The 21,976-nt window shown below is 63.3% G+C and carries 21 protein-coding genes; 12 read left to right on the top strand and 9 right to left on the bottom strand.

What is annotated here, in order from left to right; genetic code table 11:
- The first annotated feature begins 57 nt into the window (after window positions 1-57).
- From ACO550_RS23335 to ACO550_RS23305, 7 genes are all read left to right on the top strand, one after another.
- Window positions 58-987, top strand: a complete 930-nt coding sequence (locus ACO550_RS23335; RefSeq protein ID WP_315594450.1) for a branched-chain amino acid ABC transporter permease — start codon at window positions 58-60, stop codon at window positions 985-987.
- A complete protein-coding gene (locus ACO550_RS23330) occupies window positions 974-2,182 on the top strand; it encodes an ABC transporter permease subunit (RefSeq protein WP_315594449.1) in 1,209 nt (402 codons plus the stop codon). The genes ACO550_RS23335 and ACO550_RS23330 overlap by 14 nt, the downstream gene beginning before the upstream one ends.
- Entirely contained in the window at window positions 2,179-2,961 is a 783-nt protein-coding gene (locus ACO550_RS23325; RefSeq protein ID WP_315594448.1) for an ATP-binding cassette domain-containing protein, read from the top strand. Before ACO550_RS23330 ends, ACO550_RS23325 begins: the two co-directional genes overlap by 4 nt.
- Entirely contained in the window at window positions 2,958-3,671 is a 714-nt protein-coding gene (locus tag ACO550_RS23320) for an ATP-binding cassette domain-containing protein (RefSeq protein WP_315594447.1), read from the top strand. Before ACO550_RS23325 ends, ACO550_RS23320 begins: the two co-directional genes overlap by 4 nt.
- A gap of 34 nt (window positions 3,672-3,705) precedes the next feature.
- Window positions 3,706-5,007: an amidase family protein gene (locus ACO550_RS23315; RefSeq protein ID WP_315594446.1), complete on the top strand. Its 1,302-nt coding sequence runs from the start codon at window positions 3,706-3,708 to the stop codon at window positions 5,005-5,007.
- Between the two features lie 15 nt (window positions 5,008-5,022).
- Window positions 5,023-6,339 (top strand): hydantoinase/carbamoylase family amidase, encoded by a 1,317-nt coding sequence (locus tag ACO550_RS23310; protein WP_315594445.1) that lies wholly within the window; start codon window positions 5,023-5,025, stop codon window positions 6,337-6,339.
- A 61-nt stretch (window positions 6,340-6,400) separates the two neighbouring features.
- On the top strand, window positions 6,401-6,994 hold the full coding sequence (locus ACO550_RS23305) for a cupin domain-containing protein (protein ID WP_315594444.1): 594 nt from the start codon (window positions 6,401-6,403) through the stop codon (window positions 6,992-6,994).
- Window positions 6,995-7,020: 26 nt separating this feature from the next.
- On the opposite strand, the gene ACO550_RS23300 is transcribed toward ACO550_RS23305, so the two are convergent.
- Entirely contained in the window at window positions 7,021-7,476 is a 456-nt protein-coding gene (locus ACO550_RS23300) for a universal stress protein (RefSeq protein WP_315594443.1), read from the bottom strand.
- Between the two features lie 184 nt (window positions 7,477-7,660).
- Here ACO550_RS23300 and ACO550_RS23295 point away from each other — a divergent pair, with 184 nt between their 5' ends.
- The 3 genes from ACO550_RS23295 to ACO550_RS23285 all read left to right on the top strand — a co-directional run bounded on the left by ACO550_RS23295 (window position 7,661) and on the right by ACO550_RS23285 (window position 12,006).
- Window positions 7,661-9,316, top strand: coding sequence for a L,D-transpeptidase family protein (locus ACO550_RS23295; RefSeq protein ID WP_315594442.1), 1,656 nt, complete (start codon window positions 7,661-7,663; stop codon window positions 9,314-9,316).
- A 25-nt stretch (window positions 9,317-9,341) separates the two neighbouring features.
- Window positions 9,342-9,908 (top strand): peptidoglycan L,D-endopeptidase MepK, encoded by a 567-nt coding sequence (gene mepK / locus ACO550_RS23290; protein ID WP_315594441.1) that lies wholly within the window; start codon window positions 9,342-9,344, stop codon window positions 9,906-9,908.
- A gap of 130 nt (window positions 9,909-10,038) precedes the next feature.
- On the top strand, window positions 10,039-12,006 hold the full coding sequence (locus ACO550_RS23285) for a phosphatase PAP2 family protein (protein ID WP_315594440.1): 1,968 nt from the start codon (window positions 10,039-10,041) through the stop codon (window positions 12,004-12,006).
- 147 nt (window positions 12,007-12,153) lie between these two features.
- On the opposite strand, the gene ACO550_RS23280 is transcribed toward ACO550_RS23285, so the two are convergent.
- Window positions 12,154-13,095, bottom strand: a complete 942-nt coding sequence (locus ACO550_RS23280) for a helix-turn-helix domain-containing protein (protein ID WP_315594462.1) — start codon at window positions 13,093-13,095, stop codon at window positions 12,154-12,156.
- A 110-nt stretch (window positions 13,096-13,205) separates the two neighbouring features.
- Here ACO550_RS23280 and ACO550_RS23275 point away from each other — a divergent pair, with 110 nt between their 5' ends.
- Window positions 13,206-14,006, top strand: a complete 801-nt coding sequence (locus ACO550_RS23275; protein ID WP_315594439.1) for an SDR family NAD(P)-dependent oxidoreductase — start codon at window positions 13,206-13,208, stop codon at window positions 14,004-14,006.
- A gap of 3 nt (window positions 14,007-14,009) precedes the next feature.
- On the opposite strand, the gene ACO550_RS23270 is transcribed toward ACO550_RS23275, so the two are convergent.
- From ACO550_RS23270 to argH, 6 genes are all read right to left on the bottom strand, one after another.
- On the bottom strand, window positions 14,010-14,864 hold the full coding sequence (locus ACO550_RS23270) for a transporter substrate-binding domain-containing protein (RefSeq protein WP_315594438.1): 855 nt from the start codon (window positions 14,862-14,864) through the stop codon (window positions 14,010-14,012).
- Window positions 14,857-15,642 (bottom strand): ABC transporter permease subunit, encoded by a 786-nt coding sequence (locus ACO550_RS23265; protein ID WP_315594437.1) that lies wholly within the window; start codon window positions 15,640-15,642, stop codon window positions 14,857-14,859. The genes ACO550_RS23270 and ACO550_RS23265 overlap by 8 nt, the downstream gene beginning before the upstream one ends.
- Window positions 15,639-16,514 (bottom strand): ATP-binding cassette domain-containing protein, encoded by an 876-nt coding sequence (locus ACO550_RS23260; RefSeq protein WP_315594436.1) that lies wholly within the window; start codon window positions 16,512-16,514, stop codon window positions 15,639-15,641. Before ACO550_RS23260 ends, ACO550_RS23265 begins: the two co-directional genes overlap by 4 nt.
- Window positions 16,515-16,527: 13 nt before the next feature.
- The gene (locus ACO550_RS23255; RefSeq protein WP_315594435.1) at window positions 16,528-17,607 is read right to left on the bottom strand and encodes an ABC transporter substrate-binding protein; all 1,080 of its coding nucleotides are present in this window, start codon (window positions 17,605-17,607) and stop codon (window positions 16,528-16,530) included.
- 116 nt (window positions 17,608-17,723) lie between these two features.
- Complete coding sequence (locus ACO550_RS23250) at window positions 17,724-18,692, bottom strand: tripartite tricarboxylate transporter substrate binding protein (protein ID WP_315594434.1); 969 nt, start codon at window positions 18,690-18,692, stop codon at window positions 17,724-17,726.
- A gap of 59 nt (window positions 18,693-18,751) precedes the next feature.
- Window positions 18,752-20,260, bottom strand: a complete 1,509-nt coding sequence (gene argH, locus ACO550_RS23245) for an argininosuccinate lyase (protein ID WP_315594433.1) — start codon at window positions 20,258-20,260, stop codon at window positions 18,752-18,754.
- Window positions 20,261-20,409: 149 nt separating this feature from the next.
- Between argH and ACO550_RS23240 the strand changes: the two genes are divergently transcribed.
- Entirely contained in the window at window positions 20,410-21,285 is an 876-nt protein-coding gene (locus ACO550_RS23240; protein WP_315594432.1) for a LysR substrate-binding domain-containing protein, read from the top strand.
- Window positions 21,286-21,291: 6 nt separating this feature from the next.
- On the opposite strand, the gene ACO550_RS23235 is transcribed toward ACO550_RS23240, so the two are convergent.
- Window positions 21,292-21,933, bottom strand: a complete 642-nt coding sequence (locus tag ACO550_RS23235) for an FMN-binding negative transcriptional regulator (protein ID WP_315594431.1) — start codon at window positions 21,931-21,933, stop codon at window positions 21,292-21,294.
- Between the last annotated feature and the right edge of the window lie 43 nt (window positions 21,934-21,976).

Raw genomic sequence — 21,976 nt, 5'->3', positions numbered from 1 at the left:
CGGGCCGGGGCGTACGCGCCCTGCCCGGTCCTGACCGGCAAATTCCGGGGGATACCGATGAGTGTATTGGGACAGTACGTCTTCAACGGGCTGATGCTCGGCATGATCTACGCCATGGTGGCGGTCGGGTTCACGCTGTTCTTTGGCGTGCTCGACGTAATCAAGTTTTCTCATGGCGATGTGCTGATGGTGGGCGCATTTGCCGGTCTGGCCGCTTCGGCCGGCGTGGTGGCACTGCACGTGGATTCACCATGGCTGCAACTGCTGACCATTGTGATGTGCGCGATCATCGTGACCGGCCTGCTGGGCGCGGCCATAGCGCGCCTGCTGATCCTGCCGCTGCGCAAGGCGCCGCCACTGAACACACTGCTGGCCACGCTGATGCTGGGCACGGTGCTACGTGAAGCGGTACGGCTGTTCTACCCGGATGGCTCGAATCCGAAGCCGTTTCCGGCATTGCTGCCAACCACCGAGTGGTCGCTGGGCGGTCTGACACTGCGTGCCGACAATTTGATCCTGCTGGCCGCCGGTGTTGCAATCATTATCGGCGTGCACCTGCTGATCACGCGCACGCGCTTTGGCATGGCCATCCGCGCGGTGGCGCAGGACGGCGAGACCGCGCGCCTGATGGGCATCAACTTCGAGGTGGTGGTACTGGTCACGTTTGCGCTGGGCTCGGCCATGGCCGCGCTGGCTGGCGTGATGAATGGGCTCTACTACAACGAAATCAACTTCAACGTCGGGTTGCTGCTCGGCGTGATCGGCTTTGCCGCCGCCATCCTGGGCGGGCTTGGCAACCTCTACGGCGCCATCCTGGGCGGCTTCCTGTTTGCCGCGCTGCAGGTGCTGGGCAGCGCGATGCTGCCGGCCCTGGTGCCCGATATTCCCAGTGCCTACAAGGACGTGTTCGCGTTTGCCGTGGTCATCGTACTGATGGCATGGAAGCCGACCGGACTGATTGCGGAGAAAGCCAGTGAACGTGTCTGATAACGTCTCGAATCCGCTGCCCCCGGCGTCTGTCGGCACCAGCGGCAAGCAGCGCCGGCCGGCCATGGTGCTGGCAGTCGCAGCCATCGCCGTGGTGGCCTATCTCTATCTGTTCCTGCACGCGGAATCGCAGGTCGCCGTGGCCGTGCTGCTGGCGTTGGCCGTCGCAACCACGATCGTGGCCAGCAGGTTCAAGGTCACGCAATCGATTGAACAGGCCGCCGCGCGGCGTCCCGGCCTGTCGCGGCTATGGGCTGTGGCGGGCACGCTCATGCTGATCGTGCTGTTCCATGAAAGCCATTTCGTGCTGCTGATGCTATGCGCGGTGTTGCTGTACACCACCGCCTGCCTGGGCCTGACCGTGCAGTTCGGCTACTCGGGGGTGTCGAACTTTGCCGGAGCGGCATTCTTTGGTATCGGCGCATACGCCACGGCTGTACTCGCCGCGCATACGCCGGTGCCGATGATCCTGGTAATCGTGCTGTCTGGCGTCACTGCGGCGGTGATCGGCTCGCTGCTGATTGCACCGGTGCTGCGTACGCGCGGCCACTATGCGGCGCTGGTGACCATTGCGTTCGGCATCCTGTTCAAGACGTTCCTCGAAGTCAACGACGTCCTTGGCGGCCCGCAAGGCTTGCAGGTGCCCGGCATGACGCTGTTCGGCTTCCAGTTCAACGAAGGCGTGACGCTGTTTGGCATCGACATCTCGTTCTATGCCAGCTACGCGCTGTTGAGCCTGCTGATCTGCGCGGGCACCTTTGCCGTGGTCAAGGCGCTGGAGCGGTCGTGGATCGGACTGGCAATGGATGTGGTACGTACCGACGAAACCGCCGCTGCCACGTTCGGGCTGCATATCTCGCGCTGGAAGGTCATCGCATTCATGCTCGGCAACTTCTTTGCCGGCGTGGCGGGCAGCGTGTACGGCATGGTCACGGCATTCGTGGCGCCCAACAACTTTACGTTTGCCGATTCCTTGCTGATGCTGTCGATCGTGATCCTCGGTGGCCTGGGCAATGTGGTGGGACTGATTCCGGCGGCCATTATCGTGCTGGTGCTGCCCGAGAAGCTGCAGTTCATCCAGGAATACCGCTTCCTGTTCTATGCGGCACTGGTGATCGCCATCCTGCTGTTCCGCCCTGACGGACTGCTGCCGCGCAAGACCCGCCTGTTCTTCCCGACCAAGGATGCGCAATGAGTGACGCGATGATCGAGGTCCGCAACCTTACGATGCGCTTTGGCGGCCTGACCGCGCTGGACAACCTCCAACTCGACATCCGGCGCGGCGAGGTGCTGGGCCTGCTGGGCCCCAATGGCTCGGGCAAGACCACGTTCTTCAACGTGCTGACCGGGCTCTACAAGGCCAGCGCCGGCACCATCACGTACAACGGCGAGAACGTCATTGGCAAGACGCCGCAGGATATCTATCGCAGCGGGGTGGCGCGCACGTTCCAGCGCTCGCGGCTGTCCCTGCCGCTGACGGTGTTCGACAATATCGCGGTCGGCGACTACCAGCACATGCAGCACGGGCTGGTGTTCAACCTGTTCCGGCGCAAGGCGTTCCGCGCCGAATACGAACGTTACGTGGAATCGGTGCGCGAGCTGCTGGGCATTTTCAGTCCGCCGCTGGTGAACCGTCTGTTCGAACCGGTGGAAACCTTCACCATGATCGACCGCCGCCGCATCGAGGTGTGCCGCGCGCTGATGAGCCGCCCTCGCCTGCTGTTGCTCGACGAACCGTCGGCTGGCATGACGCATGACGAAACGCACGAACTGATGGACGACATCCTGCAGGTACGCAGCAAGCTGCAGGACCTGTCGGTGGTGTTGATCGAACACGAGATGAACGTCATCGAGCGCATCACGGACCGTTGCATCGTACTGAACTACGGCAAGAAGATTGCCGAAGGCACGTATGCCGAGATCACCGCCGATCCTGACGTGCAGACCGCCTATCTCGGGGAGGAAGCAGCATGAGCGACAACACGCTGCGCGTGGAAGGCCTGAGCACGGGCTATGACAAGGTCAACGTGCTGCATGACGTTTCGATCGAGGTGCCACCCGGCAAGATCACCTGCATCCTCGGTGCCAACGGCGCCGGCAAGAGCACGCTGATCCGCTCGATACTGGGGCTGACCCCACCACGCAAGGGACGCATTCTCTGGGACGGCGTCGACCTTGCCGGAGAGAAGACCCACAACATCATTGCGCGCGGCATTTCCTGCATTCCGGAGGGCCGCAAGGTGTTTCCGCGCATGACCGTGGCCGAGAACCTCGCGCTGGGTGCATTCCTGGAAAGCGATCCCGGTAAGGTTCGTGAACGTATCGCACGTGTCTATGAGATTTTCCCGCGCCTGCGCGAGCGGTCGGGCCAGTTGGCCGGCACGATGTCGGGCGGCGAGCAGGCCATGGTGTCGATTGGTCGTGGCTTGATGGCGCAACCGCGCCTGCTGGTGATCGACGAGCCGTCGCTGGGCCTGTCGCCGCTCTACGTGAAAGAGAACTTCAAGGTCATCCAGCAGATCAACGAACTGGGCATGACCGTGCTGCTGGTGGAACAGAATGCGCGCCAGACACTGGCAATCGCCCATCAGGGTTATGTACTGACACAGGGACGCGTGGTTGCCCAGGGCTCGGCGCAGGCATTGCGCGAGAACGACGAAGTACGCGCCGCATATTTCGGCTAACCGCTTCGATCGGTTGCTTTCGAGGAACGCAGTCATGGAACATTGTCTGGATCTTCCCGTCCGCGAGCTTGCGGCGCGTTTGTCGCGCCGCGAACTGAGCGCCGAAACCGTGGTGCGTGCGGCGCTCGAGCGTATTGTCGCGCACGACGACCTCATTCGCGCATGGCAGCACGTGGGAAGCGAAGCCGCCGTCGCGCAGGCGCGGCGGCTCGATGCGGGCACCGCCACCGGGCCGCTGCACGGCGTACCGCTCGGCGTAAAAGACCTGATGGATACGGCCGAAATGCCGACCACCTATGGCTCGCCGATCTATGCCGCGCATCGCCCTGCTCTTGATGCCGCTGCCGTGGCGTTGGCGCGCGGCGCTGGCGCTGTCGTGGTTGGCAAGACCGTGACCACCGAATTCGCGACGTTCCAGCCCGGTCCGACGCGCAATCCGCGCGCGCCGGCACACGCGCCGCGCACGCCGGGCGGATCGTCAAGCGGCTCCGCCGCCGCCGTGGCGGCCGGCATGGTGCCGCTGGCATTCGGCACGCAGACCGCTGGATCGATCATCCGCCCGGCCGCCTACTGCGGCGTAGTCGGCTTCAAGCCCACGCACGCCACCTTGCCGCTGGCCGGTATCAAGCCGCTGTCGCCGAGCCTCGATACGGTCGGGGTGCTGGCGCGGCGCGTCGATGATGCCGCGCTGTTCATCGGCACGCTGGCGCGCAATGCATCAATTGCCGAAGCCTGCGCGGCTGCGTCAACGCCGCTGCGCGTGGGCATCTGCCAGACGCCACATTGGGATCGCGCCAGTGCCGATTCACGCGCAGCACTGCAAACGGCCGCGCGCGCGCTGGAAAGCCTGGGTGCCACGGTGCTGGACTTCGAACTGCCGCCCGCCTGCAACAACCTTACCGAAGCGCAACTCGACATCATGGGCTTCGAGGCCGTGGCGGCGTTTGCACCCGAGGCGCGTGAGCAGTCCGCAAGCTTCAGTGCTGCGTTTGCGCGACAACTCGAAGCCGGCCGCGCCGTTACCGGCGAACGGTTTCACGCTGCGCAGGCCTATGCGGACCACGCGCGCACGGCGCTGGCCGTAACGCTGGCCGGATTCGACGTGGTACTGGCGCCCAGTGCGGAAGGCGAAGCGCCGGCAGGGCTCGACGCCACCGGCGATCCGATTTTTTGCCGCATGTGGACGCTGCTCGGTACACCCTGCGTGCATGTGCCCACGGGTACGGGCTCCACAGGCATGCCGGTAGGCGTCACGGTGTGCGCACCGCGCCACGCCGATGCCCGTGCGCTGGCAGTCGCCCATCGTTTGCAACAGGCGCTCGCGCAAGCGGCCTGAGATCAGGAGAATGCAGTGAATCAAGCTCAATCGTCCGCCGCAATCGAAACCATCGCCGAGCGGGCACAGGATCATGTCGACGCCGCGCGCCTTGCCGCATCGCTGGCCGCGCTGGCTCAATTCGGCGGACGCGACGACGGTGGTGTATCGCGCGAAACGCTGACCGATATCGATCTGGCCGCGCGCCGCCATCTGATTGACAAGGCGCGCGAGCTCGGTTGTCAGGTGAGCATCGACGACTGTGGCAACCTGTTTTTCCGTCGCGCGGGCAGTGCGGATTTGCCGCCCGTGTTGACCGGCAGCCATGCCGATACACAGCCGGTAGGCGGCAAATACGATGGTGCCTACGGTGTGCTGGCTGGGCTGGAAGTGATCGCGGCACTCAACGCGGCAGGCATCGAGACCTTGCGGCCCATCGAGGTCGTGTCATGGACCAACGAGGAAGGCAGCCGGTTCGGGCCAGGCGCGATGGGTTCGAGCGCGTTTGTCGAGCCCGCGCGTCTGCCTGGCTATCGCGAGGCCACCGATTCGGCCGGCATACGCTTTGGCGTTGCGCTCGATGCGGCGCTGGCGGCCAGCAAGGACGTGACGCACGTGTCGATGGCGCGTCCGATGGCGGCCTGCGTCGAATTGCATATCGAGCAGGGTCCGGTATTGGAAGCTGCCGACGTGCCGCTGGGCGTGGTCACCGGCATCCAGGCCGTGCGCTGGTTCCGCATCGAATGCGCCGGCACGATGGCGCATGCGGGTACCACGCCAATGGCGGTGCGGCGCGATGCTATGGCTGTGGCCGTGGCAATCGCACAGGATCTCTACGCACTGGCTCCACGCACCGCGCAGGCGCCGGAAATCCCCGAACTGCGGCTCACGCTCGGCCAATGGACGGTTGTACCGAATTCGGTCAACACGATTCCGGGCAAGGTCACGTTTACGGTGGACATGCGCTGCCTCGACGATGCCGCACTGGATCGTGCCGAAGCGGCGCTGCGCGCGGCCTGCATGCGCCACGCGCCGGCGCCCGAGGCCGTGGCGGTCACGCGCTTCTTCCACCGCGAGCCGACGCATTTCCCGGAGTCGATGCTCGCGCCGATCGAACGTGCCTGCGCGCGTGCCAGCCTCAATGCCGGACGCGCGCGGCCGATGCGCCTGACCTCGGGCGCATTCCACGACGCCATGTATATGGCCGACCATTGCCCCACGGCGATGATCTTCGTGCCGAGCAAGAACGGTATCAGCCACAATGCCGCTGAAGACACCGCCGCCGTCGACCTGTTCCTGGGAGCGCAGGCGCTGGCTTACACTGTCGCCGAACTGGCCAGCCGTCCCGCTTAGACAATGCACGGCGCTGGGCGGTCCAAGGTACAACCCACGAGCAAACAGACTAAGAGCCCGCATGGCAAAGACCGCGCGCCCCACACCGCAAGACCCGGCCGACATCAAGTCGCCCACGCTGACGCTTGGTGTCAAGCTGCGCCATGCGCGGCTTGTGGCCGGCTTGACATTGTTGCAACTGGCCAACAAGGCCGGTTGCTCTGAAAGTCTGATCTCGAAGATCGAGCGCGGACTGGCCACGCCGTCGTTCACCACGCTGCATCGACTGGCCGTGGCGTTGGACACCAATATCGGCACCCTGACCAGCGAGGACGAGCCGAGTCAGTCACCGATTCTGCGCAACGGAGAACGGCCAGTGATCCGCGTGGGTGGCGTGGCGCTGGAACGTGTGGTGCTGCCCAAGCGTGGCGGACTGCTGCAGGCCAATATCCATATCGTCTGGCCCGGCGAGGCCAGCGATGGCCAGATCGAGCACCAGGGCGAGGAAGTGGGCTATGTGCTGGAAGGCCAGCTTGAACTGATGCTTGGCGACGACATTTACCTGATCGGCCCCGGCGACGCCTTTACGTTTTCCAGCCAGGTGCCGCACGGGTATCGGAACGTCGGAGACGTCGTCGCCAAGGTACTGTGGGTGAATTCGCCGGCAACGTTCTAGATGACGTCCGGCAGAACTCCCCCTGTTCAATGCACCGATTCTCCCCGTATCAGTAGCACCGGCTTGGCGGTCTTGGCGATCACGCCTTCCGAGACACTGCCCATGATCACGCGCCGTACGCCGCGCCGGCCATGAGTGCCCATGATGATCAGGTCCGCCGGCCACTGGTCGGCGTGGCTGACGATGGTGCCCGAGATATTGCCCGGGGATACCGGCTTTTCGGCAAGCTCCGTCAGGCAACGCACGCCGGCATTCTCGAAGCGTCGCGCGGCGGCGGCCAAGGCCTTCTGCCCGACGTTGATCATGCCGCTCACGATTTCATTTGGATCAATATAAGCCGACTCAAAGAACAGGTCACTGTCATCGACCACGAACAGCACCTTCACTTCGGCGCCGATCTGCTTGGCCAGTCCCACTGCCTGCGCGATCGCCAGTTCGGACGACGGGCCGCCGTCCACCGCTACCAGAATGCGCTCGTACATTGCTTCACCCCCGCTGTTTACGTTCTCTCTGCTGACAGCATAGTTCTCCGTGAGTCGGCGGAGTTGACATGAATCAAAGTGTTCTGCAATCGCAGAAACTTTGTTTCTGAATGCTTGAAGCGACGGTTTCATCACGATGTTCGGCTACGATGTGTAGTGGAGAAACGCTATAGACCTTCGTACGATGACTGTTACGCCTGTAGCCACTGTAGCCACCGCAGCCACTGACACCACCGTAGTTACCACTACCCGGACGCCGACGCCGGCCATCCGGCTCCTCCGCCCCGCCTTCCGATCGGCCCTTGCCGCGTTCGCATGGCTGCTGTGCAGTGCCACGGCGGCCTGGGCGCAGCCACCGTCTGGGCCGTTATGGATCGTCGATGGACACCCATCCCAGGCAGCACAGGCCGCCGTCAAAGCCCTGAACGATGCCGGCGCCGACGGACTGGAGCCACGCGACTACGATGCCGAGGGGCTCCAGCAGACGTTGACACAGGCCATGGGCGGCCCCGCCCTGCAAGCCGATGCGGCGCAGCGCTTCGACAGCGCGCTAACCGCCGCGATGACCCGCTATCTGGCCGATCTGCACCGGGGACGGGTCGATCCACGCAAGGTGCATGCGAATTTTTCGGCGAGCAATCTGCCGCCGTTCGATCCCGACAGCTATCTGCGCAATGCCATGGCCGCCAACCGGCTCGCGGACGCATTGCACGAGGCGGCCCCTTCGTTCCCGCTGTACGGCACGCTGCGCGAGGCGCTGGCACGTTATCGCAAACTGGCCTCGCTGCCGTATTGGGGCACGCCATTACCCGGGTTGCCGGAAGGCAAGCTCAGTGCGGGACAAGCTTACAAAGGACTGCCGCAACTGGCACAGCGACTTGAAGCATTGGGAGACCTGCCGCCCGGCACGGTGGTGCCGCAGCGTTATGAGGGCGCGCTGGTCGACGCGGTCAAGACTTTCCAGACGCGCCATGCGCTCGACGCCGATGGCGTGATTGGCACCGGCACGCTCGCCCAGCTCAATGTCGCGCCTGCCGCGCGCGTGAAGCAGATCATGCTGACCATGGAGCGGCTGCGCTGGACGCCGTTGGCCGAAGGCCCGCGCATGATTGTGGTGAACGTGCCCGAGTTCGTGCTGCGCGCCTATGACTACGAGAATGGCAAGCTCGATATCAAGCTGGAAATGAAGGTGATCGTCGGCAAGGCGCTCGATACCCGGACACCGTTGTTCAAGGAGGACATGCGCTATATCGAGTTCAGTCCCTACTGGAACGTGCCGTCGTCGATCACGCGCCGCGAGGTCATTCCGCGGATACAGCGCGATCCGGCATATTTCACGAAGCAGGGCTTCGAGTTCGTGAATGGCACCCAGGCCAGCACCGCGGTGAGCCAGGCCAATATCGATGCGGTGCTGAACGGGCAGGCACGCATCCGGCAGCGGCCAGGTCCGCTCAATGCGCTGGGCGATATCAAGTTTGTGTTCCCGAACAACCAGGCCATCTATCTGCACCATACGCCATCGCCACAATTGTTCAGCCGTGGGCGGCGCGATTTCAGCCATGGCTGCATCCGCGTCGAAGCGCCGGTTGAACTGGCCAAGTTCGTGATGCAGGGCATGCCCGAATGGACCGAGCCACGCATTCGTGAGGCAATGTCGGCTGGCAAGTCGAAGACCGTGTCGCTGCAGCAGCCAATTCCGGTGGTATTGGCGTACGGCACGGCCATCGCGCGCGCCGATGGGCGGGTATACTTCGTGCCTGATATTTACGGTCAGGACCAACTGCTGGACCAGGCGTTGCGGCAACGCGCTGGTACCAGGCCTGCCGTTCGGCCTTCCTGAATGCCGCCCCGTTGTAGAAATTTCCATGCCTGACTCGAATCCCAGCCAGCGTCGCCGTTTTTTGCATCGCACCGGCGCCATCGCACTTGGCGCCGGACTTACCACGCTGGCACCACGGCTTGCGCTGGCGTCCCAGAGCCCCGATGCGCGTTCGCTGTCGTTTGAACACACCCATACGGGTGAACACCTGTCGCTGGTCTATGCGATGGGTGACGAGGTGATTCCGCAAGCGCAGGCCTCGCTCAATCATTTCTTGCGCGATCACTACTCAGGCACCGTGGGCCAGATCGATCCCCAACTGTTCGGCCTGCTGTTCGCACTGCGCCGGGAGGTCGGCAGCGACGCGCCGTTCCAGGTCATTTCCGGTTATCGCTGCCCGATCACCAACGACCGCCTGCGCCGCACACGCGGCGGTGGCGTGGCAAAGCACAGCCTGCATATGGACGGCATGGCGATCGACGTCCGCTTGCCCGGCGTGGCACTGGCAGACCTGCGCGACGCCGCGCAGTCATTGCAGGTCGGCGGTGTCGGGTTCTACAAGACCGAGAACTTCATCCACGTCGATACCGGTCGCGTACGTCGCTGGGGCTGACGCTCGCTGCCGCCAATTAGTGGCACTCCACTAAGCTGGTGCCGCCCTCTTCACATAACTGACATACGACAACCCTAGACTGCGTCCTTTTTTGGCGGACCTTTTCCGCCGCGTTTTCCAAGGACCAGTCATGTCTTATTCCAAGCCGGGAATGCCGTCGGCCATTGCGGTCGCCTGCCTTGCCTTCCTGCTCAGCGCCTGCGGCGGTGACGACAATAACCAGAACAACAGCACCAATGCCACGCCGCTGGCAGTTCCGGCGGCGCCGGCCGACCCGGGCTTTGTCGATAGCGCACCGGTGCAGGCATCGGTAGTGCCGTTTGTCGACAATATCGCCAGCAACCAGCGCGGCCTGGCACGCTATGCCACGCTCGATACCAATGCAGGTGTACGACTGATGGCCCGCTTCCTCGACGTGTGGGAGCCGCTCACGCGTATCGTCGACGCTGGCCAGACCGCCCCGGCAGACGGTTCGTATCCGGCCGTGGTGGCATCCTCGTGGACTGGTGTGCCTACCGACGGTACCCCCGGCGGTACCGTGGTCAATGCCGCGGTTCACAATGCCAACGTGCAATACGTGGTGAATGCCACTACGTCGCGCACGGCCGCACAGGCCGACGCTGCCTACTACGATGACCGTCGCGGCAAGAACTACAGCGTGACCGACGGCATGGGTCCGCTTACGGCCGCATGGCGTGCCGCCGCGCAGCAAACCACCACGATCAACTCGATTCCGGCCGACGCCACCACCGTGCTGTACAACGACGGCGGCAACAATACCGGCGTGGCTGGCGCCACCAACGCGACGTTCGGCGATGTCATCACCATGGTCAACAAGGTGGGTGACAACGCATCGACCGAGCCGGCCAAGCGCTTCTACAAGTACGCACGCCCGTTCCGCTGGAGTGCCAGCGTGGTGGTCGCGCCGACGCTGGTGCCGGCTGAAAGCCCGACCCCGACCACCGATGGTGGCTTCGTCAGCGGCCATACCGCCGAAGCGCTGCGCAACGCCGTGGTGATGGCTTATCTGGTGCCGGAACGTTTCCAGGAAATGTTGAGCCGTGGCATGGAGCTTGGCGAGAACCGCATCATCGCGGGCATGCACTCCCCGTTCGATGTCATCGGCGGACGCATGCTCGGTATCGCCTCGGCTGCGGCCAACCTGTACGAACCCGCCAATGCCACGCTGAAGGCTTCGGCCTATACGCAGGCGCATACTGCACTGATGGCCGCGACTGGCACAACGGCGGCTACCTTCCGCACCTTTGCGCAATCGGGCACGGCCAGCAACGACCGCTTTACCGACTACGCCAGCAACAAGGCCAACTTCCTGCGCCGCATGACGTATGGCTTTGCACAGATCGGTTCCACCACGGTTGATCCGGTGGTGCCCAAGGGCGCTGAAGTCATGCTCGAGACCCGCTTCCCGTATCTGAGCGCCGACCAGCGCCGCGTGGTGCTGAAGACGACTGAAATCGCCTCGGGCTACCCGGTCATGGACGATGCCGAAGGCTGGGGTCGCCTGAACCTGTTCGCCGCGGGCGACGGCTATGGCGCCTTCAACGGCAATGTGGTGGTGTCGATGGATGCCAGCAAGGGTGGCTTCAATGCGACAGATATCTGGCGCAATGACATTGCAGGCGCGGGCAAGCTGACGCTGGCGGGTACTGGCAATCTGAAGCTCGGTGGTGCCAACACCTATTCCGGTGGCACGCAGGTCGCAGGCGGCGCGTTGGAGGCGGCATCTGCCAAGGCATTTGGTACCGGTGACGTTTATCTGGGCGCCGGTTCGGTGATCATCAACGCGCCAGCCAGCGTGGCCATTGCCGGCAAGTTCACGCAGCTTGCCGATACCACGCTTGACCTGCGCGTAGGCCCGAATGGCCAGGGCCGCATGACGGTGGCAGGCATGACGACCATCGCCGGCGGCACCTTGCGTATCGCATTTGTCGACGGCTACGCGCCCAAGGCCGGCGACACGATTGCCGTCATCACCGGCAGCAGCATCCGCGGCCAGTTCACCACGGTCACCGTCGACGGTTTCAAGGCCACGGCGCTTTATACGTCGAATGGCGTGCAGGTTCGCATCGACGGTTGAAACATCACCGCCGGTTTGCTCCCCTCTCCCATGCAATGGGAGAGGGGCGGGGGGAGAGGGCTTGGCGGTTCAAATTGCCGAGATCGGGTCTTGACGCGCTGGCCCTCTCCCCCGCCCCTCTCCCGCGCGCGGGAGAGGGGAGACAACCTACCCTCTTGCCTCGCGTCGTACCGCTTGCGGTGGCAGGCCGAAGCCGCGCATGAATGCTTCGCGCAGATGGCGACGGTCACGGAATCCCGTTTCCTTGGCCACCACATCCAATGAATGCCGGCTTTGCTCGACCATCAACCGTGCGGCTTCCAGCCGCAGGCTTTCTATCGCCTTGGCTGGCGACTGCCCCGTTTCCGCAGTGAACACCCGGCTGAACTGGCGTGGACTCAGATGGACTGTTTCGGCCAAGTCCTCCACAGTCAGTGAGCGGTGCAGATTCTTGCGCGCATAGTCGAGCGCGCTCTGGATACGGTCTGACTTCGGCGCCAGGTCCAGTAGTTCGGAATGTTGCGACTGCCCTCCTGAACGCCGCTGGTGCATCACCAGCTTGTGGGCGACCGAACGCGCCACGTCGGCGCCAAGATCCATTTCGACCATTGCCAGTGCCAGATCCAGACCTGCCGTCATGCCGGCCGAGGTCCAGATTGGCCCGTCGACGATATGGATGCGATCATCCTCGACCTGAATCCGCGGATGGAGTCGCTGCATGTCTCGTGCGAAAGCCCAGTGCGTGGTGGCGCGGCGCCCATCGAGCAAATCAGCTTCCGCGAGAACGAACGCGCCGGTACAGATCGATGCCACGCGACGTGCCCGGGGAGCCGCCTTACGAACGAATCCGAGCACCGGTTGCGGAGTTTGCACGGCCAATGGATCGCCAACACCGGTCAGTATCCAGGTGTCGATAGCCACTCGCGTGCTGGCTGCCCGGGTATCGACCAACATCCCAAGCGAGGACCGCACCTGGCCGCCGTCCACCGAAAAATTATCGATCCCGTAAAAAGGCTCGCCAGTCACCATATTGGCGTACTCGAATACGCTTTGTGCCGCCAGCGCCATGACCTGGAAGCCATCCATCAACAGAAATCCCACCCGATGCATGCCGGTTTCCTTTGTCATGACCGATGTCCTGAAAACTGACTATATACGTCATTTCAGCCAACGCCAACCCGGTCTACGATGCTTCCATACTCAATCAAAGGAGCAGCAACATGACCACGCAGCAACACGTTGGCACCGCCCTGGTGACGGGCGCATCGTCAGGCATTGGCGCGATCTATGCGGAGCGCCTGGCGCGCCGTGGCTACGATCTGGTCCTGGTGGCCCGTAACCGCGACAAGCTCGATGCACTGGCGCAGCGCATTTCGAACGAAACCGGGCGGGCCGTGGAAGTATTTCCCGCCGACCTCAACGATCGCACATCGCTGGCAACCGTCGAGAAGAAGCTGCGCACCGATGCCAGCATTACGCTGCTGGTGAACAATGCCGGTGTCGGCACGCATACGCCGCTGCTCGACAGTGATGTGGACCAGATGACGCGCATGATCGAGCTGAACGTCACCGCGCTCACGCGGTTGACCTACGCTGCCGTGCCGGGTTTCGTAGCACGCGGTAGTGGCACGATCATCAATATCTCTTCGATCGTTGGCATCGCACCGGAGATCCTCAACGGCGTCTATGGCGGCAGCAAGGCGTTCGTGACGGCCTTCAGCCAGTCACTGCATCATGAACTGGCCGCCAAGGGCGTACGCGTGCAGGCCGTACTGCCCGGCGCCACGGCCACCGACTTCTGGGAGACCGGCGGCCTGCCAGTGGAACATCTGGATCAATCGATCGTGATGTCGGCCACGGACATGGTCGATGCAGCGCTGGTGGGCTTCGACAACGGCGAACTGATCACGATCCCGCCGTTGCATGCCATCGAGCATTGGAACGCGTACGAGGCAGCGCGCGGTGCGATGGCCGGCGAATTGTCGCGCAATACACCGGCACCGCGTTACCTCAGGTCCTGAACCTCACGAGTGGCAGACCAATCCGTCCTGCAACTGGCTGGCCTCGAAGGCGATATCGCCGGCGCGCTGCTCGCGGGCGCGCTCCAGCGCGCCATTGCGGCGCCAGTCGCGTACGGCACGGTCCAACCATGCGGTGGATTGCGGGTCAGGCACGTGCAAGGCAATGCGGGCACCATTGCCGTCCGCTTGCACGACGGTGTCCAGCGCGCGATAGAAGCGCCATTCCTGCAGCGTGAGCAGCCGCGCGATCACGGGCTGGTCATCGGCCAACGCCTGGCATTCGCCTGCCATGAAGCCGCTGGCAGCACGAATCGACGAGGCATAGATCTTCGGCACCGCCTGCGCGTCGCGTTCAAGTTGCGCCACGTAGGCACTGCCCTGCCCTACGCACACCGGCTTGCCGCGCAAGTCGCTGGCGTGTTGATACGGGCTGCCGCGCAGGACCAGCAAAGTCCCTGCACCAGTGGCGTAGGCCGCTGGAGCCGTGGACATGCCATCGCCGGCCCGCGTGGCCCCTGCAACCACGATATCGACATTGCGCTGCGCGGTATGCCACGCCGCGGAACCGGGCTCTCCCGGCAGACCAACTACCTGGAGTTCGACGCCAAGCCGCTCGGCGATAAAACGCGCCATTGCCACGTCGAAATGATCGGGCTCCGGCGCGGTTGGCGCCTTGGGCGGTGCTGGACGCGCATACTGCCGCACGCCGACCACCAGCTTGCCGCGCGCCATGACCGCTTCAAGCAGCGGGCCTTGCGGCTGCGGACGGACCAAGCCGTAAGCGACCGAGATCGCCACGCCGATGCCGAGCAGGAACAAAGTCGCGGCGCTCCACCAGAAACGGCGCGGCCTAGGCATTGAGCGTCAACCCCTTGCGCCAGCGCGTCAGGCGGCGCTCCACCACGGCGAGCACATAGTTCAACGCCAGGCCCAGCAATGCCAGCAACAGGATGCCCGCATACATGGTCGGAATCTGGAACACCTCCTGCGAATTCAGCGTCAGGAAGCCCAGGCCCGAATGCGCACCAATCATTTCTGCGGCCACCAATGCCGTGATGCAGTAGGTGCCGGCCAGCCGCACGCCGGTGAAGATCGATGGCGACGCTGCGGGCAGCACCACCTTGCGGAACACGAACAGGCGGTTGGCGCCCATCGAGCGCGCAGAATCGATCAGCAGCCGATCCACCTGCTTGACCCCGCTGATGGTGCTGAGCAGTACCGGCCAGAACGACGCCCAGAAAATGATCGCCACTTTCGATGTCTCACCGATCCCGAGGAACAGGATAAACACCGGGAACAGCGCGAAGGCCGAGGTTTGCCGGAATAGTTGCAGGATCGGATCGACAATTGCCTCGAAGCGCGTAAACCAGCCCATCAGCAGGCCCAGTATCACGCCCAGCAAAATTGCCGACAGCAGCCCATACAACGAACGCTGCAGGCTGGCCAGCAGATGCTTGAACAGCGCGCCGCTGCTGACCAGATCCCAGATCGTGACCAGTACCTGCGAAGGCGGACTCAGGTAGGCTTCGCTGATGATGCCGAGCCGCGGCACCAGTTCCCACAGCACCAGGAAGCCGAGGATGCCAAGTATTCCAAGCGCGCGGTCTCCCACGCGCGATGACAGCGCGCGGCTCATGATGCCACCCTGGCGACTGCCGGTTCGCCATGCAGGCGCTCTGTCGGATTGGCGGTGGCGCCTAGCGGGCGTGGCGCGGTTGCGGCATTGGCAAATTGCACTTCGTCCTTCAGGATGTCCCACGCTTGCTGGCGCAAGCGGATGAACGCCTCGGAATTACGCACTTCCGGCGCACGCGGGCGGGGCAACGGAATATCAATGATCTGCTTGATGGTGCCGGGGCGGCGCGTCATGACCGCGATCCGGTCGGACAGGAAAATCGACTCGTCCAGGCTGTGCGTGATGAACACGATGGTCTTGCGTCGTTGCTCCCAGATGCGCAGCAGTTCGCCTTGCAGGATTTCGCGCGTCTGCGCGTCAAGCGCGGCGAACGGCTCGTCCATCAGCAAGACTTCAGGCTGGTAGGCCAGCGAACGTGCGATGGCCACGCGCTGCTTCATGCCACCCGAGATTTCGTGCGGATAGCGTTGACCGAAGCCTGACAGGCCCACCAGTTCGAGATACTCTTCGGCGATCTGGCGCCGCTTCGTGCGCGCGACGCCACGGATTTCAAGCCCGACCTCGATATTCTGCAGCACGGTGCGCCAGGGAAACAACGCGTAGCCCTGGAACACCACGCCCTGCGCGGGATGAATGCCCTTGAGCGGCTGGCTGTCGATGCTGATCTCGCCGCCGGTACGGTCGGTCAGTCCGGCCAGAATGCTCAGGAAGGTCGACTTGCCGCAGCCCGATGGTCCCAGGATGGACAGGAACTCTCCCTCGCGGATATCGAGGTCGAAGTCGCGTAGCACCGACACATTGTCGGGTCGCCCGGCTTCATTGCGCACGGCGTAGTCCATCGTCACGCCGCGCGCCACGATCTTGTGGCTCATGATGGTTGCCGCCTTATGCCTTGGCAGGCTTCGCGAACGGATTGAACTCGTTCGTATAGATATCGCGCGCGGCGACCTTGCCCTTCTGGAGCTTGCCTTCGGCTTCCAGAACGTCGATGTAGTACTGGATCGGCGGTTCGGTCACCACGAGATTGTCGACGTAGGCATAGCGATCGACAAAATCGAGCTGCAGATTGATGCGCTTCGACACCAGCTTGCGCGCTTCCTCAGGATTCGCATTGACCCAGTTCGCCGCCTTGGCCAGCGCGGCAACTACATCGCCCACCGACTCCGGGTGTTCACGCATGAACTTGCCGTGCACGCTGTAAGGCTGCATGCCGCCGAGCCCGCCATCGAGGTCGAAATCGCTCCACAGGCGCGTGAGCTTGTCAGCATGATCGGCGCGGCCCGAGAACGGTGCGTGGATAATGGCCAGGTCGGTATTGCCGGTGGCCAGCGTCTGCTCGGCCTGGTCATCGGGAATCACCACGAAGTTGATCTTGTTGACGTCGACGCCCTTCTGACGCAGGAAGGTCTTGGTCACGAACTCCGCGCACGCGCCAAAACTGTTGATGCCGATGGTCTTGCCTTCGAGATCCTTGGGTGCACGGATGCCGGAATCCTTGCGCACGAAATACTTCATGTGCGGGGCATCCTGCAGCGTCTTGTTGCCGGCCGCCACTATCTTGATGTCGGCGCCACTGGCCACGGCCGAGATCACAAGCGGCACCATGCGCGAGCCGAAGTCGATCTCGCCGGTACCGGTCAACGGAATGATCTGCGGCGCCGCCACCTTGCCGATGTAGTTCGGACGCGTATTGGTACCTTCGAAATAGCCAAGCTGATCCGCCAGGTACACCAGGTCGAAAGTCGGATTGTCCGGATAGCGGAAGCTGACCTTGTCGCCAACCTTGCCGACCACGGCCGGCGCCGCAGGCTGGGCGGCCTGCTTGCCGCCCTCGTCGGCACCCTTCGAGCACGCCACCAGCAGCGAACCCATGCTGCCGGCTACCGCCAGCGATGCCAGTTGTTTGAGCGCGCCACGGCGCGCGGGCGCAGGTAACGTTTGCGGCGTAAGGTCGGTCGAGGCCATAGTCAGATCTTCTAGTTGTGTGATGAGTGCAGTCCGGTTCGCAGTATTGCGAACCGGCGCACATCCACACAACGAAGACTTTTGACTATCGATATTGCCTGGTTGATGTGCCTATATCAGTCGATGCTGGCACCGGAATCGCGTACCAGCTTCGACCACTTCACGGTGTCATGGCGAATCAGGCCCGAGAACTGTTCCGGCGTCGAGGTCAGCGGCGATGCGCCAGCCTGCAGCAGCTTGTCGCGCATAGCCTTGTCCTGGGCTATGCGTGTGATTTCGCCGGACAGCTTGCCGACGATGTCAGCCGGCATACCCTTGGGACCGACCACGCCGAACCACACATCGGCTTCGTAACCGGTGATGCCGGCCTCTGCCATGGTCGGCACATCGGGTAGCGCCGGCGAGCGCATGGCGCTGGTCACAGCCAGTGCGCGCAGGCGGCCAGCCTTCACATGGGGCAGCGAACCGGGCAGGTTATCGAACATCAGCTGTACCTGGTTGGCCAGCAGGTCGGCCATCGCCGGGCCGCTGCCCTTATAGGGCACGTGCACAATCTGCACGCCCGCCATCGACTTGAACAGTTCGCCAGACAGGTGGTTGGTGGTGCCATTGCCGGCCGAGCCCATATTCAGTGCATTCGGGTGCGTCTTGGCGTAGTCCACCAGTTCCTTGACGTTCTTTGCCGACACCTTGGGATTGACCACGAGGATGTTCGGCACACCGGCAAACAACGCAACCGGCGTAAAATCCTTCTGTGCGTCGAACGGCAGGCGCTTGTAGAGCGAGCTGTTGATCGACTGGGTGCCCACCGTGCCGAACATCAGCGTATAACCGTCGGCCGGCGCTTTTGCCACCACGTCGGAACCGATCGTGCCGCCGGCGCCCGGACGGTTATCGACGATGACCTGTTGCCCAAGGGTTTCGGACAAGCGGTTGGCCAGCACGCGGCCCAGCAGGTCAGTGGTGCCGCCCGGTGGAAATGGCACTACCAGCCGGATCGGCTTGTCGGGAAAAGTCCCGGCAAAAGCCAGGGTGGTGCCTAGTGTGAGACAAACGGCAACCAGTGCACGCGCAATCGGTTTCATAGGGGCAGATCTCCGGGTCAAACATCCAAACCATCGTGGAAAAGAAAGTCGCTTGCCTGCTATGCACACAGGCTGGCGAGTTGTTCGACCGCATGCTTCATGGTGGCACGATCCGTGCCAATGCGGTTGCGCAACGTGTCGATTGCGTGCCGGTCGGTGGTCAGTTCAGCAAGCTGGGTCGCCACCTGGTCACGTACCAGGATTGGTGCTGGGCCACCTGCAGCCAAGCGTGCCGCGACGCCCTGCTCCGGGTCCAGACAGCGCGCCACTACCGTGGCATCGAGGTGCAAGGCGCGTCCGGTGTGATGCAAGGCGGCCTGGTCGACCATTGCGCTGTCGATCTCGCACGCGGGAATATGCCGGTCGAGTGCATCACGCACCACGGCACCCACCACGTGGTGCGCCTCGCGGAACGACATGCCGGCATCGCGCACGAGCAGGTCGGCCAGATCGGTTGCCGATGAGAAGTCACGGCGCGCACGCGCCAGCATGTTGGCCCGCTGCGGCGTCGCGTTGCCAAGTACCAGCTTCAGCAGGTCGGCGCAACGCAGGCTTTCGTCGAGCGCTTCCCAGAAACCACGCATGCTTTCGCGATTGCCATCGCCGCTGTGGGTAAAGTTGCTGCCCTTGAGCGCGGCCAGCGACGCAGTCAGCAGGCCGATCAGATGTCCGCCCTTGCCCTTCAGGTATTCGAGCACTACCGGGTTTTTCTTCTGCGGCATGATGCTCGACGTGCCAGCCACGCTGTCAGGAAAATCGATCAGGCCGAACTCGGGGGTCGACCAGATATACAGATCCTGCGCCACGCGACCCCAGGTGACCGTGGCAATCGTGATCGCGGACAGGATCTCCCATGCAAAATCGCGTGAAGCAACTGCGTCCAGCGAATTCGGCGCGTAGGTGGAAAACCCGAGCCAGCGGGCCGTGGCCGCGCGATCGATCGGAAAGGCCGTGCCGGCCAGTGCTCCAGCACCAAGCGGGCAAGCATCGAGCCGGTCCAGCGCATGGCGCAGGCGTGCCATGTCGCGCCCCATTGCTTGCGCCACGCCGGAGAGGTAATAGCCGAAGGTAATCGGTTGCGCTGCCTGCAGGTGCGTGTAGCCCGGCATTACGGTATCGGCGTGGGCGCTTGCCTGTTGCAGCACCACCTCACGTGTATCGGCCAACGCGCCAAGCAACGCCAGTACGCCATCGCGGGCGCGTAGCCGGTCTTGCGTGGCCAGGATGTCGTTGCGGCTGCGTGCCACATGTAGGCGGCCGCCGGCGTCGGCTCCCGCCACTTCCATCAACCGGGCTTCGTAGTTGAAGTATGCGTCTTCGCGTTCGGGATCAAGCGGTACGGCGTCGGGCCCTTCCTGCTCGATACGAACCAGTGCCTGCGCCAGCGTTGCCGCCACTTTGGCGGGAATCAGGTTCGCACCATGCAGCATCAGCAGGTGCGCCTGGTTGATATCGGTGAGATAGCGAAACCCGGGGCCGAACTCGCGCGTGAGGCGCGGCATGTAGATATGCGCGCAGACCTCGGGGGCCGTGGTTTGCGTCAGGCGACGGCTTACCTTCGATTCCATACAACGATCTCCTCTGTGTTGGAGACCAGTATGGGAATCGGGTGCTCATATCGTCAAATCAGTAGTTTCGTCCTCCACATACGGATTTGATATACCATCGATGCACCACTCCCTGGCACTTGGTCGCATTCCATGGCCGCCGATGCACGATGAATTTCAAGCAGATCGAAGCGTTTCGTACCGTGATGCTGTCCGGTTCCATGACCGTCGCCGCCGCGCAGCTTCATACCTCACAGCCGAATATCAGCCGCGTGATATCGCAACTGGAACGTGAAAGCGGATTCAAGCTGTTCACGCGCATCGCGGGTCGACTGACTCCGACGGTAGAGGCGGAGGCATTGTTTCGCGATGTCGAGCGCGCGTTCGTGGGGCTCGACAGTCTGCAGGCTTCGGCGCGCTCGATCCGGGAATCAGGCGTGGGCACGTTGCGAGTAGGTACTGTGCCGTCGATCGCGATGACCGTGATGCCACTGGCCATCGCACGCTTTCGGGAGCGGCATCCCGATGTGCCGATCGCCATGCATACCAGCGATTCGCCCACCGTGGCCAAATGGACTGCCGCGCGGTTTTGTGACTTCGGACTGGTGTCTTACCTGGCTGAGAGCGCGGGTATTCGCAACGAGCCGCTGCGGCGCGAAGCAGGCGTGTGCATTGTGCCGACCGGCCATCGGCTGGCAAGAAAGCGCCGGGTGCGTGCCGAGGATCTCGCCGGAGAGCGTTTTATCTCGCTGACGTATGGTGACGGCACGCGCGCGATCGTCGATGCCGCCTTCGTGCCTGACCGCCGCGTGCTCACGCTTGAAACTCCCTACGCCGCGACGATCTGCACCATGGTCGAGATGGGGCTCGGTGTCAGCGTGGTGAACCCCGTGGTCACTCGCAGCCTCAAGCTGCCAGGCGTCAAGGTGATCCCGTTCGAGCCGGCCATTTACTTCGAAAGCTATGTGTTGCACAGCCAGCAGCACCCGGTGCCGGCGCTGGCGCAGGAATTCCTGGACTGCGTGCACCACGTCACGCGAAGTTGAGGTTGATTACCCGCGCTCTTTCTGTTCCGCACTCGCCAGCATGGCCTGCCCGATGGCCGTGCTGCCCTGCTCCATCAGCGCGTTGCCGGCACCGCGGATATCGCGCACCTCCTTGTTCTGGCTCAGCTTTGATTTGCCCTGCAGCCGCGTGATCTCGATCTCGATGCCGACAATGGCCTTGACCAACGTATCGGTGAAATCGGCGGGCGCATCGGACATTTTCCATGGGCGCGGTTGCGCCGCTTCATGCCTGCGCGTCAGGCGCGCAACCACGCCGCGCACATAACGCTCGTCATCGTGGATCGTGATCCGCCCATGCGCATGCACGACCTGGTAGTTCCACGTGGGTACCTGCTTGTGCGCTTCGTGCTTGCTCGGATACCAGTTGGGCGAAATGTAGGCATCGCCTGCGCGAAACACCACCATCACTTCGTCGCCATTGGCCACGTCCTGCCACACGGGGTTGGCACGCGCCACATGGGCCTTGAGCATGCCCAGTTCGCCGCGATCGGCATCGAGTTCGAACGGAATATGGTTGGCGTCGAGGCCACTCGCACTGTGCGTGAACAAGGTGCCGAACGGGTGCTCGACCATCAGTGCGTGCATGGTCTGGGTACTGGAAACGTCGAAATGGGCGGGAACGTACATGACTGCTCCGGGAATTCTGGCGGACGATGGAACGGATTGTCGC

It is taken from the genome of Cupriavidus sp. (assembly GCF_057315035.1).
Note: the sequence above shows the minus strand (reverse complement) of the source record. Positions and strands in the feature narration are given on the sequence as shown.

Bases quoted from the DNA above. Each gene is read 5' to 3' on its own strand.
- ACO550_RS23235 (WP_315594431.1), bottom strand. From the start codon at position 21,933: ATGTACGTTCCCGCCCATTTCGACGTTTCCAGTACCCAGACCATGCAC.
- ACO550_RS23270 (WP_315594438.1), bottom strand. From the start codon at position 14,864: ATGCCTAGGCCGCGCCGTTTCTGGTGGAGCGCCGCGACTTTGTTCCTG.
- ACO550_RS23240 (WP_315594432.1), top strand. From the start codon at position 20,410: ATGAATTTCAAGCAGATCGAAGCGTTTCGTACCGTGATGCTGTCCGGT.
- ACO550_RS23280 (WP_315594462.1), bottom strand. From the start codon at position 13,095: ATGCATCGGGTGGGATTTCTGTTGATGGATGGCTTCCAGGTCATGGCG.
- ACO550_RS23285 (WP_315594440.1), top strand. From the start codon at position 10,039: ATGTCTTATTCCAAGCCGGGAATGCCGTCGGCCATTGCGGTCGCCTGC.
- ACO550_RS23320 (WP_315594447.1), top strand. From the start codon at position 2,958: ATGAGCGACAACACGCTGCGCGTGGAAGGCCTGAGCACGGGCTATGAC.
- argH (WP_315594433.1), bottom strand. From the start codon at position 20,260: ATGGAATCGAAGGTAAGCCGTCGCCTGACGCAAACCACGGCCCCCGAG.
- ACO550_RS23250 (WP_315594434.1), bottom strand. From the start codon at position 18,692: ATGAAACCGATTGCGCGTGCACTGGTTGCCGTTTGTCTCACACTAGGC.
- ACO550_RS23295 (WP_315594442.1), top strand. From the start codon at position 7,661: ATGACTGTTACGCCTGTAGCCACTGTAGCCACCGCAGCCACTGACACC.
- ACO550_RS23255 (WP_315594435.1), bottom strand. From the start codon at position 17,607: ATGGCCTCGACCGACCTTACGCCGCAAACGTTACCTGCGCCCGCGCGC.
- ACO550_RS23305 (WP_315594444.1), top strand. From the start codon at position 6,401: ATGGCAAAGACCGCGCGCCCCACACCGCAAGACCCGGCCGACATCAAG.
- ACO550_RS23275 (WP_315594439.1), top strand. From the start codon at position 13,206: ATGACCACGCAGCAACACGTTGGCACCGCCCTGGTGACGGGCGCATCG.
- ACO550_RS23335 (WP_315594450.1), top strand. From the start codon at position 58: ATGAGTGTATTGGGACAGTACGTCTTCAACGGGCTGATGCTCGGCATG.
- mepK (WP_315594441.1), top strand. From the start codon at position 9,342: ATGCCTGACTCGAATCCCAGCCAGCGTCGCCGTTTTTTGCATCGCACC.
- ACO550_RS23315 (WP_315594446.1), top strand. From the start codon at position 3,706: ATGGAACATTGTCTGGATCTTCCCGTCCGCGAGCTTGCGGCGCGTTTG.
- ACO550_RS23260 (WP_315594436.1), bottom strand. From the start codon at position 16,514: ATGAGCCACAAGATCGTGGCGCGCGGCGTGACGATGGACTACGCCGTG.
- ACO550_RS23265 (WP_315594437.1), bottom strand. From the start codon at position 15,642: ATGAGCCGCGCGCTGTCATCGCGCGTGGGAGACCGCGCGCTTGGAATA.
- ACO550_RS23300 (WP_315594443.1), bottom strand. From the start codon at position 7,476: ATGTACGAGCGCATTCTGGTAGCGGTGGACGGCGGCCCGTCGTCCGAA.
- ACO550_RS23325 (WP_315594448.1), top strand. From the start codon at position 2,179: ATGAGTGACGCGATGATCGAGGTCCGCAACCTTACGATGCGCTTTGGC.